Raw genomic sequence first — 15,316 nt, 5'->3', positions numbered from 1 at the left:
GCAGCAAAATGATCGAATCTCCGAAAAAAGTGATCGTTTTTCGGAAGATTCCCCATTTCGATTGCTTGCCTTTAAGGAGTTGCCTTATATTCGGATTTGTTTGCTGTTATTCAGGTGTCTGAGATCGGAATAGCAAATTCGACGCATAAGCCCCCCGACGAGGGACTAGAAATCGTAAGCGTCGGACATTCCGGGAAATTCAAACGAATTCTACGATACACGTTTCTCAGACCAATCCCGTAAGCAGCTTCATCGGACGTCTCCGCCTGATCATCCATGTGGTCGGATTCCATCCATTGCCGTACCCGAATTTGTTTCTCGTCGGACATGCCTTGCCCGTTATCGATCACCCGAACGATCAAATACGGGCGACATTCCTGGGCTTCTATTCGGATCTTGCCCGCATAACCGCTTCGCTCGAATCCATGCAGAACTGAATTCTCGATCAACGGCTGCAGAACGAATCGTGGAACTTTATCGTTCATGAGTTCGGGAGCTACCGAATATTCGATCTCCACCCCTTCCCCGTAGCGGTAATTCAAGATCGTAATATAATGATCCGCGTACTCCAATTCCTCCTTCAGCGTGCATAGCAACGCCGTATTTTTGAATATCGGCCGCAGTAAATTACTTAATGAAGTAATGCTCTTCGTAATGTTGTCCGATTTATTGACGACGGACATCCACTTTATCGTGTTTAATGTATTGAATAAAAAATGAGGGTTAATCTGCGCCTGCAACATTTGGATTTCAGCCTTCGTCTTTTCCTTTTCCGCTAGCCTGTTTTGCTCGATCAACTGTTTAATCCCTACCGACATCCTGTTGAATCCGCTGCTTAAGCGGGAGAATTCGTTCATGCCGCCATCTTCGAGAATGATTTCCAGCTTGCCCTTCTCCACCATGCCCATCGCTTCCATCAGATTATGCATCGGTCTCGTTACCTTTTTGATCCATAGCGCGGACGCGATAAATGCGGCGATAAAACTGACTCCCACGATCCAGAACATTTGATAGCGCAAATTCAGGATATCTCCGATAAATTCGTGAATCGGCACTTCCTTCACCATCATCCAATCCGTCAACTCGATCTGGGAATAGACGATTTGTTCGTCTTGTTTCTTCAAGCTTCCACTTTCCGAGCCATCGGGAATTTGTCTGCACGCCTTGCTCTCCGAGCCTAGCATTTGCTTGTCAACGTGCGAAATAACCTGTCCGGATCGATTGCAAATGTAGATTTGTCCGTTCAATTTGGATTTCAGATTGTTATATAGGGTAAATAACTTCTCTTCTTTGACGTTGAGGATCAGAATCGCGGAAGGAAGGCTTTGATACAAGGATTTCACCGATCGTGCCGCTGTAATGATGTTTCTTGCGCTATCCCGTCCAGCCACCGGCTGCGAAGGTTCCCCGAAATCTTCGCTGCGATTGGCCCCGGACCATACGATGCTCGGGAACGTGTGTTTCATATTAGAAAGCAAGACTTGATGATAACTATTAGAAGAATAAAAGTGCCCCTGCTTTAAGCTATCGTTGATCAAAGCTGATTTTTGCCCATTAACACCGATAGCTCTGCCATCGTCCGCGTACAGATAAATCGAATCCAAATAGTCATAGTTCCTTAAATAAACATCCATTTCCTGCATAATCTCTCTGTGCAATTGAATTCGGCTCGGGATTTCCGTCAGATTGTTGTCCAGAAATTGCTGAAACTTGGGATCGATCAGCAATTGCTTCGTCATCTTATCGATTTCTTCGCGGAATTCGTTAATCGAATCTCCGGCTTGCAAAAAGTACTGCATCGATGACTCGTTTGTTTTTTTCTCCAGAATGCCGAGCACGCCAAAGTAAGTAAGCAAAGCACTCAGGATTAAGGCGATCAAGCTGATCAAAATAAAGGATAACCGAAGCTGGTATCGTAAACTTCGGTTTCTTCCGAGCCGCCTAACCCATTTCATGCTGGTCATCCTCCGATGCTCCCTCATCCCATTGCTTGCGATACTCCCGGGGACTCACGCCGAGCACCTTCTTGAATACTCGGCTAAAATGGCTAGTGTTAGCAAAGCCGACCCGTTCCCCGATCTCGTAAGATTTCAGGTTCGAATTCAAGAACAGCTCTCTGGCCCTCTCCACGCGGTATTGCAATAAGTAGTCGATGAAATTAAGTTTCATTTCTTTCTTGAACAACGTACTGAAGTAATTTGCATTCATGGATACCACATCCGCAACTTGCTGCAAGGAGAGGTCATCCGCGAAATGAGATTCGATATAACGCAGTGCCAGCGTCACCGAACTGCTCGTTCTCTTCCGAGCGGCCAAGAGGCCGATAATCTCCCTTACGTAATCTTGGTATAGGCAGATCATCGCGTCTAGCGTGCCTGCTTGAACGAGACGCTCGGCATAAGCGGAGCACAAAACAGTCATCTCTTCCCCCGTAAGTCGCAAGGATAGAACGGGATCGTGCAACCATTGCATAAATGCTCTTAAAGCCTCCGTCCGCGCGCGAAAAAGCTTCCTGTCTAGAAATTCGTTCAGCCTCTCTGCGAAGCCCGACCGGTACTTAACGCTTGCAGGCTCCCAAAGGTCGGCTAAAGCTAGAATTCGGCTTTTCGTCTCCGGGGAAAGCTCGTCGTCTCCTTTTCTCCCCCACACGTAATTTTTTCCGGTTCCTTTCGCGAATGCGGGCCCGAGCGCTTCCACAGACTCCCGATATTGCCGTCGTAGATGAGGAAACCCGTTCTCCCTGCTACTAATCCCGAACGATACGACGACGTTGAAATAGGTCGTCATCACTCTCCGGATATGCCCAAGCATTCGATACAAAGATTCTTCGATTTCCTTCTCGCCGTCCGAACCCGGATAACTGAATAAGATGACGTATCGGTTATCGTGATCATGAAACACTTCGCTGAGACCGTAGAGTTTGATTACCTCGTTGAGCACGTTCAACAAGGAACTGCGAACCAGTTGACCTTTATCGTCTTTGAATTTCTCGCGCAAACGGTCGAACGCATCGATCTCCATCGCGCAGACGATAATCTGCCGGGGACTTAAGGTTAGGTTCACTTCCTCCGCCTTCCGGCCGAATTCTTCCGGAGAGTAACGGTTTAAGAACAAATAACCCTTAAGCAAATTCTCCTTGAGGATTCCGATATCCGCTTCCGATACGATCGTCCCCGCGGGCGTCTTCTCCGCAGTTCTCGCAAGTTCGTTCTCCAGCTTGGAAAGAACCGTCTCCAATTCTTCAGTGGACACACTATGCTTAACGATATAATCGCGAACTCCGAGAGACATCGCTTTCCTGGCAAGCTCGAATTCTTCCAAGCATGTCAATATAACGAGCTGCGTGTGCGGATTTACGCTTCTGATTTTCGCAATCAGTTCCAGTCCGCCCATCACCGGCATCTTCAGATCCGTAATAACGACGTCCGGCTGCATCTTCTTGTATGCGTCCCAAGCCTCCGCGCCATTGGCTACGTCCGCAATGACTTGCATGCGAAATCGATTCCAATCGATCGAGTTTTTCAATCCAAGCCTCACCAAAATTTCGTCTTCTACGAGCAGAACGCGATACATGCAACCCCTCCACCCAGTTGTAATCGCTTACAGTTATTTAGAGTACCATTATGCTCATAGGTTATCAATTACATTAAACTCAAAGGGTTAATTCCCGTATGAGAGCGAACTACGATAAGAAAAAAAGTGAAAGAAAACCCCACAAGGCAGCCGTGATTGTTTGCACCAACAAGTGACTACATCACGTTGCGCCATGTTAAAAAAGGGGTTTCCTTACACATTATCATTCCTTTGACCAACGATTAGCTGGTTTTGTGTCGATCGACATAATAGTCGCTTACAACATTCTCTCCAGCTTCGTTTCAATAATGTCGCCATCATAACCATCAGGAAGCTTAATACGTACAGTCACATCTGACGGATACGATACTATCAGCTCTATCTTGCGACGACTTTCGTCCGCTTTCCAAGATACATCGATTCGTCCACCCGCTGGATGTGGTACACTTCCGCGGGCCCATGCGAGCTCACTTGGAACCGGTGCGATCTCAACGACGCTCCAGCCCGGTGCAAGGCTACGTACGCCAAGTGCTTCCCGGCCAAGGAAATACGCCGGAGCAGATGACCAAGCATGACAATGGCTACGTGTAAGCATGTCCGGATTGGCACGATTTTCGGCGAAATTCGGATACTGTTCCCAGCATGTCGTCGCCCCATGCTCAATCATATTGCCATAATTTTTGCGGATATCATCCAAGATCAACCCTACTCCACCGACATTTGCTAGAGCTTCATAGTAGAAGAAAGACATAAATGGGCTGCCAATTTGCACAAAATGTGATGGTGGATTTAACAAATAACGATCGATAACCTGCTTGCGCTCACCTTGCGCTACACCCGTTAACGAAGCGACAACCTGAGTCTGCATACTAATAACGTTCGAACGACGGCCATCGGCATGGATGCAGTCGATATAAGCCTGCTTCTCCTCATCCCAGAGTTGCTCATTGATTGCAACAGCAAGTCGTTCCGCCGCTTCGTTAAAGCGCGTTGCTCCTTCGATATCCCCTGCTAACGTTCCCATCTTGGCAGTCACACGTAACGTTTGAACTAGGAACGTGTTCTGATGCGTTACGATCCCGTCATTCGGTTGGTCAATCGGGGACCAATCGAGCAGATTCCAGCCTTTCACGTTAAACAGACCACTCTTATCGATTTTCTGCAAATAATGTTCCATCGTGAACCGGATGTGATCGTACATCTCAACAGCAAAAGCCTTGTCATCTGTTTGTTCATAATATTCATAGCAGGCAATTGCCCAGAAGAAAGTCCAATTCGGAATGACGCTGCTCCATCCGCTTGGAACCTGATCCGCGTACAAAGGTGTCTGATGCTTGGAACCCGGAACGAGCCGCAGGCAGCGCTTCAGAATATCCTGCACTCCATACAAGTAGTTGCTTACAAGCGCTTCATTACGGCTATCTCCTACCCAGAATACCTGCTCAAAGGCTGGACAATCAACGAACGTGTCTTCCATGCATAACTTCGTCGTGTGCCTACTGATCTCCCAAATATCGTTAAGCAGCGGATCCGAGCATTCGAACCTACCAACCTCAGCAACGGGATAATTACTTTGTGCGAAGGTAATGCCATAAATATGCACAGGAGTTGCGGCATTCCGAACGGTTAGAGCCAAATAACGGAATCCTCTGCGTATCGGAGTTGAATACTTTTGTCGACCGGCTCGGCAAACGTATCTAAGCGTATGATCAAGCCCGTACATCTCCTGTCGGTATTCCCCTGACATATACTCAAACCCGTACCAATCCAGAATGGTCCCCTCAGTCGCTTCAACCTCGAAGCTTAAGTAACCGGAATACTCTTTGCCGAAATCAAGCAGAATTTCAGTATCGAAGCCTTCGAATACAGGTACAACACCCGCTTCGACACTTGGTAGGATTACATTCTGAAGCTGTGCGGGAACTGCGAGCTTAACGTTGTCCTTCTTCCATACGCATAGACTAAAAACATCAGCCTCCGATACGTGTTTCAACTCAATCGGGCGAAGCCAATGAGAGTAGTTTTCCAAATGCTCCGCTCGTTTGACCGATTCAAGCACGGCTTTGTATTCAACTTGCTCCGTGTCCACCTCGCGATTTGTCTGATGATCTAAGAGTACTACAGAGTCAAAAGGACCTACTGCGTAGAAGGCAGATTGCTCAGGCTCCACCAACGGAGGCAGCGGTGAGACAAACTCGAGCTTCATCGATTCCTCCGCGTATACGCCGATTTGAAGCTTACCCGTGTGAACCTTACTAGACACGTCAATGAGAAGCAGGTTATCCCCTTCAAGAAGCTCTACATCCAAGTATCGCTCCGGATCGACCCCATAGAACTGGCCTATATCCACGATTTCCCCATTCAAGGAAAATCCCTGCAAGCATTCACCACAAGCTAGAAAACCAAGTGTTGCTTGGCCTGCATGACTCGTCCGAATCGAAGTTGCTACATATCCAGTAAATTGTACAACGTTGGCATGATCCTCACTTCCCTCAACCAACACCGAACGAACGTCAATAGCAGTAGACAGATTAAATGATTTTACTTTAGCCAATGATTCTACGCGCACAGGATAGACGATTTCCTCTGTCAGCATAGGAATGTCACGCGGTTTCAGCTTCGTCCACGGCTCCATGCCAACTGGCCCAAGAGCTGTGGCATTCAGCCACTCTGAATCATCATAGTCAGGCTGAATCCAGTTCTGATCCCAAGATGAGGCATCCACATATTCGGCAAAAGCCTGCTGACAAGACATGCGCGGCGATCTTGGATGCTGTCCAAGGTGCTTTGATGTTATCCAGGTTGCATCTGTTGAAACGGAAACTGTATCAGAGCCGAAATCGAGCTGCGCCAACAGCCCTCCGCGTCCTCGTATATAGTAGAAGGTTGAAACTCCAAAGTGCATGACCAGCACCGCGATTGTGTTTTTCTCACCGGGTTTTAGCAAATGTCCAACGTCATAAGTATCATAGGCTTGTTCGAATGGCCACGAGCGCACCGGACCTCGTCCTAACTGAGTACCATTAACATAGAGTACGTACCGTGAATCTGCCGTAATTCGCAAGGTTGCATCCCCCGCGCCCTCCATTGGAATATCGAACGTTTTACGAAAACATCTCCATTCATTACGCGGGCTTACTTCCCCATCTCCCCATATCCATGCAGCCTTCCAGCTCATTATCAACACTTCCTTAAGAGATTGTATATTGTCTACTCTATTGTAGAAAATTGAACGTCGAAAGTTATGGGTTGATTACGTACTCTTATAGGTATATAGTGACTTCAAATGAACAAGAGGAAAGGATGTAAAACATGCGGAAACCGAGTCTGATGATTGAAAAGGGGGAGCAGTTTTTCTCGAATGGTTTATCTCTCTTCGTCAATCGGGTTAACGAGAAATTCGACTTGCCGGAGCACAAGCACGATTTCATAGAAATATGCTATGTATGGGCGGGTAGTGGGTTTCATTATATCGAGGATAAGACAATTCGCGTCTCACAAGGAGATTTGTTCTTCCTTCCAATCGGCGTTTCCCATATTTTTCGTCCCTCCTCCCATAACCCTAAGCAGCCTCTGATTATTGGGAACTGCATTTTCGACGAAACGATTTTCTCCTTTCTAACATCCACTTTAGCTTCCGAATATGGGCTTTATCATTTTAATGAGATCAACGCTCAGACTGGCAGCTGGCTGCAAATGCGCGAGAAATCTGGTGAATTCAGTCGACTATTCGAGTCCCTGCATATGGAGTTTGAGAACAAAAGAACAGGCTACGAGACAATGCTATGTGGCTTACTCCTCCAGCTACTCATCGGAATGGAACGAGCCATGAAGCCGAATATAGAAGCAGAGATCATCAACACGACAGCCAAAAGAATGGACAATGCCCTAGCGTATATACGGCAGCATCTCCATGAAAAGCTGACAATCACTCAGGTTGCCCAGCAGATCGGAATTGGGGAAAGACAGCTTCAACGTAATTTGTCCGATCATACCGGACTAGCTTTCACTACCCTGTTGCATAAAGAAAGGATCGACCGCAGCTGTAAGCTGCTTATCGATCCTTCATTGGCCACATTTACAATTGCAGAGATTGCCTATCGAGTAGGAATTAACGATATGAAGAGGTTTCATCATCTGTTTAAGCAGATGACAGGTTTGACCCCTAACCGCTACCGTCAACAGTACAGCCGATAAAGCTACATCAAGAATAAGTAGAATACGGCAGCGAGCACAAACCGATAGAGTGCGAACCACTCCAGTCTAAGTCGCTTGATTAGATTCAAGAAGGTCACGACCGCAATCATGGCAACGATAAAGGCTGCTACGAAACCAATTGCAAATAACAGCAAGTTATCCGATGTCAACAATTCACGGCTATCATACATATCCAGTACCGTAGCGCCTAGCATAACCGGAACCGAGATCATGAAGGTAAAGTCCGCGGCTGCCTTCTGACTTGTCCCGAGTAGCAAGCCTCCGGAAATCGTCGATCCCGAACGAGAAAATCCAGGCCATAGCGCCAAGCATTGAAACAATCCGATGCCAAGAGCTTGTTTATAGGTGATATCATCTGTATTTTCAGCTGTCACTTTACGCTTAACCCGTACTGCAACAAGCAACAAAATACCGCCGACAACTAAACCAATCAGTACGGGGGCGGGGCCGAATAATTGTTCCTTGATCACATCTTTAAATATTAAATAAACAATAAGAGCCGGGATCATCGCGATAATCATATGAATCGCATTCAACTTCTTCTTAGCCTTGAAGTTCAAGGTGACTAAGCCCTTCAACATGTCCATATATCTTTTCCAATAGAGGATTAGAACAGCCATTACAGCACCCAATTGAATGACGATCTTGAACGTATCCGCTGCTGGTCCATCAAAATTGAGAATATCCCCTACCAAAATCATGTGACCTGTGGACGATACCGGAAGGAACTCCGTTAATCCTTCTACAATTCCGAGTATAATCGCTTTTACATAATCAAACATAAATAAAAATCCGCCTTTCTAAATAGAAGCTTATTAGATTAATTGAGCCACATTCACATGTAAAAGCGCCGAGTTGATGCTGTAGTTCGCTCTCACCTAACTATACAGCGCAATTGGTGATCGTTGAGGGCTGGAGCTTCTCAGCTGCCTCACACCCCAATCACCTTATATTCTAAATCGATAGCCCGCTCCCCATATCGTCTCTATGTATTGGGGGTCGGACGGGTCGAGTTCTATTTTCTCACGAAGCTTGCGGATATGCACGGTCACTGTCGCAATCTCACCCATCGCATCCATGCCCCAGATATGGTCGAACAACTGCTCTTTACTAAATACCCGGTCCGGATTTATTGCCAAGTAACATAATAAATCAAATTCCTTCGTTGTAAAAGTAATCTCTTTCTCATTTACGAAAACACGGTGAGCTGTCTTGTCTATCCGCAAGCCATGAATACGAATTTCATCATTCCGTGCTTCCTTCCGTCCGCTGAGCCTTTCATAACGGGACAAGTGTGCTTTCACCCGAGCAACAAGCTCTCCTGGGCTAAAGGGTTTACTCATATAATCGTCCGCACCTAAACCCAAACCACGAATCTTATCGATATCCTCTTTCTTGGCGGATATCATAATAATGGGGATATCCTTCTCCCCGCGGATTTTACGGCAAATCTCGAAGCCATCTACCTTCGGCAGCATAAGATCAAGAATAATGAGATCGTAATCCATATTAAGCGCACGCTGTAGCCCTTTATCTCCACTGTTCTCAATATCGACAGTATAGCCATTAATCTCTAGATAATCTCGCTCCAGCTCTGCAATACTCTGCTCATCTTCAATAATCAGTATTTTGCTCATCATCTGCCTCCTCTCCCTAACGCTTCATCCACACGGGTAGCTCGACATAGATGGTTGTGCCTTTACTCAGCTCACTTTCAGCCCAAACCTGACCCCCATGCTCTTCCACAATCTGTTTGGCAATCGACAATCCGAGACCGCTTCCTCCAGTTGTCGAGTTACGTGAAGGATCTGCACGATAAAACCGATCAAAAATATGCGGAAGCGCATCCTCAGCGATACCCTGACCGTTATCCCTAACACGAATTACCGCCTTACTGTCTTTCGCATGAATACTCAGACTGATTTTACCATCCGTTTTATCCATATACTTCATTGCATTTTCAATTATATTGATAAGCACACGCTTTAGCTTCTCGCGATCTGCCTTGATGAGGATCTCTTCCTCTGGCAGAGCATCGAGCTTGAGCTTAATGCCTCTCTTTTCCATATCAAAGTATAACTCTTGTGCACAGTCTTGCAAATAAGCGCCCATATCTACCTGTTCAAAGTGAAAAGGCATTTTACCCAAATCTAGCTTAGAAATTAAGAAGAGCTCATCAATCATTCGATCCATATCCATAGCTTTAGTAAAAATCGTCTTTACATAGCGGTCCAGCTTGTCGGGTGAATTCGTCACTCCATCCATTATACCTTCAACATACCCTTTAATCGCAGTAACAGGTGTTTTCAAATCATGGGAAATGTTAGATATGAGCTCCTTACGACTCTCTTCATACTGAATCTGCAGCTCAACCGTTTCCTTAAGCCTCAAGCGCATCTCCTCGAAAGCAACGCTAAGCTTCCCGATCTCATCCTTAGATCGTGGCTTGACTTCATAATCTAGATTTCCATCCTTTATTTCCTCTGTAGCCTTCTGCAAAGCTTTCAACGGCCTAATGATGCTGCGCGAAACCATAAAAGTCAGCACCCCATTGGTCAGAGCAAGGATAACAAGGACAACGACAGCAAACCAGATATAATTCTGTTCGCCAACATCTAGAAAAGGGTTATTATCCATTACGACGAAAACCGATCCTTCGCGCTTATCCGGTAATATAAAGTCCTCATGACGTATTATCGCATGCTTGCCTCTGAATATGTCATCAGTATCATCGCTTGATCCAAAAGCAGGTAATTCCGTTAACATATTAGACGAGCTTAATTGTGCTGATGTATACACAAGTTCATCATCAATTCGAATAATCAGTTGTTTATTGAATTTGCTTAAACGTTTATCAAGCTCTGTAGCTACAGAACTCTTAAGCAAAGATTCCGGCTCACGCAAACTCATCAGCTTGATATCGTTGTAGGTACTTTCATCCTGCTCGATAAACTTTTTAATTGGATTATCGTTCTTCGCGACAAAATGAAAGATCACCATAACCGTCAAAATGATCAGCACGAACGGCACGACAAGCATAGCTAGATAAGAGAGAACGAGCCTTAAACGAATAGACACGACTAATGCTCCTTTTTATCAAACAAATAAAACCCCACTGTAAAAAACAATATACTACATGCCAGCAAAAACATAAATACACTCCATACCTGACCATTTCCCATAGTGTTGCCTAACCATAACGTGTGCCAATTCAAGTAAGCTGTTGGGGAATAAGTAGATACCTGCGGAAAGAAAAACGAACTCCCCTTCACAGCAATGTACAGCAAAATACTTACCGTTATCGCACCGCTACTGCTTGTAAAAAACTGCGCGAGAAAAACGGCTATAATACTTAGCACAGCAAGAGGAAGGAATGCCGCACCATATGCGATCAATACGTCGAGAATAGCAAACTCTGATAATCCACCCCTTAAGAACACGGCTGAGACCACTGATCCAATCATCGCGAGGAGTAAATACGCGGCAATATAAATACCTAGTGACAGTTGTTTAGACGCAAATACTTTGAAGCGTGAAATCGGTCTCGTCAGTACTATTTTCAGCGTGCGATCCCCTAGCTCTCCCGAAAACTGATCCGCAGCACCCATGAATACAAAGAGTGGCAGGAACAATACCGTGAATAATCCGAGCATAGTCATCGGAAAATCGCTTGAAGAAACGGCACTAATCCCGATATTGCTTTGAAAATTGGCAAGGAGTATGCCCGCTCCTATCGGAATAATCAGCGTTATCGCCATAAAAAACCAAGTCTTTTTCTTAAATGTCATCTTCAAGGTTTCGTTCCAGACGTTAGCGTATAGGCTATGCATGGGCGATTGCCCCCCTTTCTTCTTTTACCTCATGGAGGAAGAGATCTTCGAGTGTTGCGAAGCGTCCTTCTAGCAATTCGGACTTAAGCCCTTCGCGAATTAGCTTGCCGTTATACAAGATGCCAATACGGTTACACATGAGCTCCATCTCGTGGATGAGATGGCTAGAAATAAAAAATGTGGTGTGCTCCTCACGAGCCAATCGCATAACAATCTCGCGAATCTGTACCGTTCCTTCTATGTCCAGTCCATTCGTTGGCTCATCCAGAATGAGCAGCTCCGGTCTCGACAGTATCGCTGAAGCTAAACCCAATCGCTGCTTCATACCAAGCGAGTATTGCCCCACCTTCTCCTGCCCTACGTTGTCCAAGCCAACTAGCTCAAGCACTTCGTCTATGCGCCTGCGTGGAAGCCCCGGATACATTCTCGCCGCAAGCTCCAAATTTCTTCTGCCACTCATATAGTTGTAGGCTTCCGCTGTTTCGATCAGCACACCTACCTTAGTTATAGCCTGTTCATAATGCGTGGTAACATCATATCCGAATAACCGAACTTTACCTTTGTCCGCTCTGCTTAAACCGCACATAATCTTCATCACGGTTGTCTTGCCTGCACCATTAGGTCCGAAAAACCCGTATATATCTCCTCTCTGCACATTGAGGTCAATCTCACGAATCCCCCTTTGATTACGAAAGGTTTTCGTTAGTCCTTCTATCTCAACAATGTTCTCCAACAATAACGACCTCCTTCTATTATAGAAAAGAGAGAGCGCCTACTATCACTTGGCGGGAAGACGCTCTCCAACCTAGCTACTTAGCGGCTCAACTGATTGTTTTCCCCTATTTATTCCAACGTTTAAATCCTTCTTCCTTAAAAGGCTGTACCTTCTCCACTTTCTTCCCCTTTAAATCTACTGTGTCAGGAATTGTGGTGTTGAAATCGGATGCATCGACACTGAGTTTAATGAACACCTGATGGTTAGTTCCTTCGTTGTCTTTGCCGATAATTTGGATTTCGGCCGTGTGGTTCGTGATTAGATTGTTGGCGTTCACGTCAGCATCCAAATTAACGGATTGGATTCGGATATCAGTCGTCAGCTTCGGAAGACTGTCATGAATGCTTTGCAGGTTAACACCGAAGGTATCACCCGAATCTAGTTGCAGCTTATCGCTATGTTCGCGTCCACCCTCTCGAATGACGAGTGAACCTACAGTGTTAACAAGGGCTGGAAGCTGACTTCCTTCTAGGTGAAGCCCAATCTCCTTAGCCGTTCCATTGTCCTTCAAAGTTACCTTGTTTTTCAGATTACCAACCAATGCATCGATTACATTTTCCATCTCCTGAGCGAAGGCCGGGTCTTCTAGTTTTCTATGTTCCCTACCTTCGTCGCCGCTTCCCTTCTCCTCGTCACTCTTCTCCACGACTTGATACACCTCTGAATTGCCCATCTTGATGATTGCCTTATCGTCCTGATTAAAGATTTGAATGCTTTGCTCCGTCTGCCCGCTTAGTAGAGCAATATTAGCGCTGCTCGATTGATCATTGTTACCTGACTTCAACGTGGAATTTACCTGCAGCAGCACCTTACCGTTATCTTCAACAGATAGGTTAATCTTCTGCGTAGCATTATCCACTGTAGAAGCCGTATTCTTGATGGCCGATTTGTAAGTATCATATCCCGGGGTAGTTCCTATTCCCGCGTATACCGATGACATCAATAGCACACTTCCTGCCACCACTCCTGCTCCGATCATGACGAATTTCTTATTCATTTCCTTATCCTCCTAAGGGATCAATATTGGAATTACCTCTCGGCTTCCATACATTCATCTTAGCCCCCGCTTCTAAAATCCTCCTAAAGCAGTTGTAAACTGCGTCTAAAACAATTATTAAATATTTATTAATTGTGAGGATGTGTGGCTTAACAAGAATGATAGCCTGACAAGAAAACGATAGTCGTGAACAATCGCATACGGATATAATAGAATGAGAAGGCTCGTACCACATCATTTCAACTATGAACAAGAGGGGATGAAGGGATATGCGACAAAACATTATTGTGCCCTTTGATGGCTCTAACAGCGCGCAAGAAGCATTACGAGTAGCGATTGAAATGGCGGGGAAATTTAACGAGGCGATCCTATTACTCAACGTACAGCCTAGCCTGAATACTCCTAATTCCAAACGCTTCTTCAGTGATTCGGATATACAAGCCTATCAACAATCCCTGTATGAGGAAGCGATAGCTCCCGGATTGCACATCCTTGAGAGTTCCGGAATCAAGTTCAATGCCAAAATGCGAGTAGGTATACCTAAAGAAGAAATCTGCAATGAGGCTTTGAATCAAAACGTTCGTTATATTATTATTGGATCGCGTGGATACAGTGCGTTTGTTGGAAGTATGCTAGGTAGTGTAAGTCAGGGCATTCTTCATCTGGCAGATTGTCCAGTGATGGTTGTCAATGCCCCTCAACAATAATAAGGGTACAGACCATTCAAACGAAGCAAGAGTAGAATAGTTATGAAATTGTAAGGAGAATACTGGATGCCTGCAGGATTAACAACGTATAAAGACATCATATTCGCTATGGGACGAACAGGAATATTAGGATACGGTGGAGGGCCTTCTGTTATACCGCTTATCCGTTATGAAGCAATCACCCGCTACCACTGGGTCGATGATGATGAATTCGGGGAAACGCTAGCCCTTGCTAATGCACTTCCCGGTCCAATCGCACCTAAGATGGCCGCTTATCTCGGATATAAATTGAAGGGAACTTCTGGAGCTATTGTTGCCGTTGTATCTCATATCCTGCCAACAAGTATTGCTGTTATCGCTTTACTCGGAACGCTGTATTCCCTTCAACATTCTAAAGTCGTTATGGGGATGATCGCTGCAGTCCGTCCGGTCATACTGGTCATGCTCGCAATGATGGGTTATGAGTTTATTTCCAAGGCGTGGAAAGGTTTGGGGAAGACATTCGCCATCCTGTTTAGCCTGATCGCATTTTTGCTATTAAACACCTTACAGCTGCACCCAGGGATTGTTGTTGTTCTCTTTCTGGGCTACGGTGCATTCCATCTGTCGTGGATGGATCGTTATAAAAAGCGTAAAAAGCAGAAGGACGCATCCTCATGAGTCTATTGTCGGATTTGCTTGAGCTTTTCTGGGGGTTTTTTGTCGCGAATTTATTAGGCTATGGCGGTGGACCAGCCTCCATTCCTTTAATGCAGCAAGAAGTCGTTACCCACTACAGTTGGATTACGAATGCTGAATTTGCAGATGTCCTCGCAGTATCGAATGCATTGCCCGGACCCATTTCCACCAAAATCGCCGCTTTTGTAGGTTATCAAGTGGCTGGTTGGTTCGGAGCCATTATTGCAACGTTAGCTACCGTTGCTCCTTCTGCTGTTGCCCTAATTGTGCTGCTTAAAATATTGAACAAATATCGGCAATCGTCTGCTGTCAAAGGGATGACCTTGCTTGTACAGCCCGTTATCGCCATTATGATGCTATTGCTAACCTGGGAAATGGCCGAAATATCCGCTTCAACAATCGGAATCTGGCAATCCACCGGTATAGCCGCTGTAGCCCTATTGGCGATGACAAAGTTTCGCGTTCATCCTGCCATCGTTATTGTGGCTGCATTCATTTATGGTGGCCTGGTGCTCTCGCATAGTGTTTAACGTGGACA

General features: G+C 45.7%; 13 protein-coding genes. 4 read left to right on the top strand and 9 right to left on the bottom strand.

Annotated features, from left to right (window positions below):
* Window positions 1–110 precede the first annotated feature (110 nt).
* From M1K58_RS10785 to M1K58_RS10775, 3 genes are all read right to left on the bottom strand, one after another.
* A complete protein-coding gene (locus M1K58_RS10785; RefSeq protein WP_256758853.1) occupies window positions 111–1,964 on the bottom strand; it encodes a cache domain-containing sensor histidine kinase in 1,854 nt (617 codons plus the stop codon).
* The gene (locus M1K58_RS10780) at window positions 1,942–3,573 is read right to left on the bottom strand and encodes a response regulator (RefSeq protein ID WP_256758852.1); all 1,632 of its coding nucleotides are present in this window, start codon (window positions 3,571–3,573) and stop codon (window positions 1,942–1,944) included. The genes M1K58_RS10785 and M1K58_RS10780 overlap by 23 nt, the downstream gene beginning before the upstream one ends.
* A gap of 277 nt (window positions 3,574–3,850) precedes the next feature.
* Window positions 3,851–6,751: a family 78 glycoside hydrolase catalytic domain gene (locus tag M1K58_RS10775; protein WP_256758851.1), complete on the bottom strand. Its 2,901-nt coding sequence runs from the start codon at window positions 6,749–6,751 to the stop codon at window positions 3,851–3,853.
* Between the two features lie 134 nt (window positions 6,752–6,885).
* On the opposite strand from M1K58_RS10775, the gene M1K58_RS10770 reads away from it, so the two are divergent.
* Window positions 6,886–7,770, top strand: a complete 885-nt coding sequence (locus M1K58_RS10770; protein WP_256758850.1) for an AraC family transcriptional regulator — start codon at window positions 6,886–6,888, stop codon at window positions 7,768–7,770.
* Between the two features lie 2 nt (window positions 7,771–7,772).
* Here the strand turns inward: M1K58_RS10770 and M1K58_RS10765 are convergent, their stop codons facing one another.
* The 6 genes from M1K58_RS10765 to M1K58_RS10740 all read right to left on the bottom strand — a co-directional run bounded on the left by M1K58_RS10765 (window position 7,773) and on the right by M1K58_RS10740 (window position 13,393).
* Window positions 7,773–8,573 (bottom strand): undecaprenyl-diphosphate phosphatase, encoded by an 801-nt coding sequence (locus tag M1K58_RS10765; RefSeq protein WP_256758849.1) that lies wholly within the window; start codon window positions 8,571–8,573, stop codon window positions 7,773–7,775.
* Window positions 8,574–8,738: 165 nt separating this feature from the next.
* On the bottom strand, window positions 8,739–9,428 hold the full coding sequence (locus M1K58_RS10760; RefSeq protein WP_256759036.1) for a response regulator transcription factor: 690 nt from the start codon (window positions 9,426–9,428) through the stop codon (window positions 8,739–8,741).
* A gap of 16 nt (window positions 9,429–9,444) precedes the next feature.
* Window positions 9,445–10,869, bottom strand: coding sequence for a sensor histidine kinase (locus M1K58_RS10755; protein WP_256758848.1), 1,425 nt, complete (start codon window positions 10,867–10,869; stop codon window positions 9,445–9,447).
* A 2-nt stretch (window positions 10,870–10,871) separates the two neighbouring features.
* The gene (locus M1K58_RS10750; protein ID WP_256758847.1) at window positions 10,872–11,621 is read right to left on the bottom strand and encodes an ABC transporter permease; all 750 of its coding nucleotides are present in this window, start codon (window positions 11,619–11,621) and stop codon (window positions 10,872–10,874) included.
* On the bottom strand, window positions 11,614–12,354 hold the full coding sequence (locus M1K58_RS10745; protein ID WP_256758846.1) for an ABC transporter ATP-binding protein: 741 nt from the start codon (window positions 12,352–12,354) through the stop codon (window positions 11,614–11,616). The genes M1K58_RS10750 and M1K58_RS10745 overlap by 8 nt, the downstream gene beginning before the upstream one ends.
* 106 nt (window positions 12,355–12,460) lie before the next feature.
* Window positions 12,461–13,393 (bottom strand): hypothetical protein, encoded by a 933-nt coding sequence (locus M1K58_RS10740; RefSeq protein ID WP_256758845.1) that lies wholly within the window; start codon window positions 13,391–13,393, stop codon window positions 12,461–12,463.
* 269 nt (window positions 13,394–13,662) lie between these two features.
* Here M1K58_RS10740 and M1K58_RS10735 point away from each other — a divergent pair, with 269 nt between their 5' ends.
* The 3 genes from M1K58_RS10735 to chrA all read left to right on the top strand — a co-directional run bounded on the left by M1K58_RS10735 (window position 13,663) and on the right by chrA (window position 15,308).
* Window positions 13,663–14,100 carry a universal stress protein gene (locus tag M1K58_RS10735; protein WP_256758844.1) on the top strand — a complete coding sequence of 146 codons (438 nt, stop codon included), beginning with the start codon at window positions 13,663–13,665 and terminating at the stop codon, window positions 14,098–14,100.
* 66 nt (window positions 14,101–14,166) lie between these two features.
* Complete coding sequence (gene chrB, locus M1K58_RS10730; protein ID WP_256758843.1) at window positions 14,167–14,760, top strand: chromate efflux transporter ChrB; 594 nt, start codon at window positions 14,167–14,169, stop codon at window positions 14,758–14,760.
* Window positions 14,757–15,308, top strand: a complete 552-nt coding sequence (gene chrA / locus M1K58_RS10725) for a chromate efflux transporter ChrA (RefSeq protein ID WP_256758842.1) — start codon at window positions 14,757–14,759, stop codon at window positions 15,306–15,308. Before chrB ends, chrA begins: the two co-directional genes overlap by 4 nt.
* Window positions 15,309–15,316: the final 8 nt, after the last annotated feature.

The sequence above is a fragment of the Cohnella sp. WQ 127256 genome (assembly GCF_024519285.1).
Lineage (GTDB): Bacteria > Bacillota > Bacilli > Paenibacillales > Paenibacillaceae > Cohnella.
The sequence above is the reverse complement of the archived record's forward strand: the minus strand, read 5'-3'. Positions and strand labels throughout refer to the sequence as shown.

What these genes read in the sequence shown, in the direction of transcription:
- M1K58_RS10785 (WP_256758853.1), bottom strand. Translation starts at nt 1,964, where the DNA reads ATGACCAGCATGAAATGGGTTAGGCGGCTCGGAAGAAACCGAAGTTTA.
- M1K58_RS10780 (WP_256758852.1), bottom strand. Translation starts at nt 3,573, where the DNA reads ATGTATCGCGTTCTGCTCGTAGAAGACGAAATTTTGGTGAGGCTTGGA.
- M1K58_RS10775 (WP_256758851.1), bottom strand. Translation starts at nt 6,751, where the DNA reads ATGAGCTGGAAGGCTGCATGGATATGGGGAGATGGGGAAGTAAGCCCG.
- M1K58_RS10770 (WP_256758850.1), top strand. Translation starts at nt 6,886, where the DNA reads ATGCGGAAACCGAGTCTGATGATTGAAAAGGGGGAGCAGTTTTTCTCG.
- M1K58_RS10765 (WP_256758849.1), bottom strand. Translation starts at nt 8,573, where the DNA reads ATGTTTGATTATGTAAAAGCGATTATACTCGGAATTGTAGAAGGATTA.
- M1K58_RS10760 (WP_256759036.1), bottom strand. Translation starts at nt 9,428, where the DNA reads ATGAGCAAAATACTGATTATTGAAGATGAGCAGAGTATTGCAGAGCTG.
- M1K58_RS10750 (WP_256758847.1), bottom strand. Translation starts at nt 11,621, where the DNA reads ATGCATAGCCTATACGCTAACGTCTGGAACGAAACCTTGAAGATGACA.
- M1K58_RS10740 (WP_256758845.1), bottom strand. Translation starts at nt 13,393, where the DNA reads ATGAATAAGAAATTCGTCATGATCGGAGCAGGAGTGGTGGCAGGAAGT.
- M1K58_RS10735 (WP_256758844.1), top strand. Translation starts at nt 13,663, where the DNA reads ATGCGACAAAACATTATTGTGCCCTTTGATGGCTCTAACAGCGCGCAA.
- chrB (WP_256758843.1), top strand. Translation starts at nt 14,167, where the DNA reads ATGCCTGCAGGATTAACAACGTATAAAGACATCATATTCGCTATGGGA.
- chrA (WP_256758842.1), top strand. Translation starts at nt 14,757, where the DNA reads ATGAGTCTATTGTCGGATTTGCTTGAGCTTTTCTGGGGGTTTTTTGTC.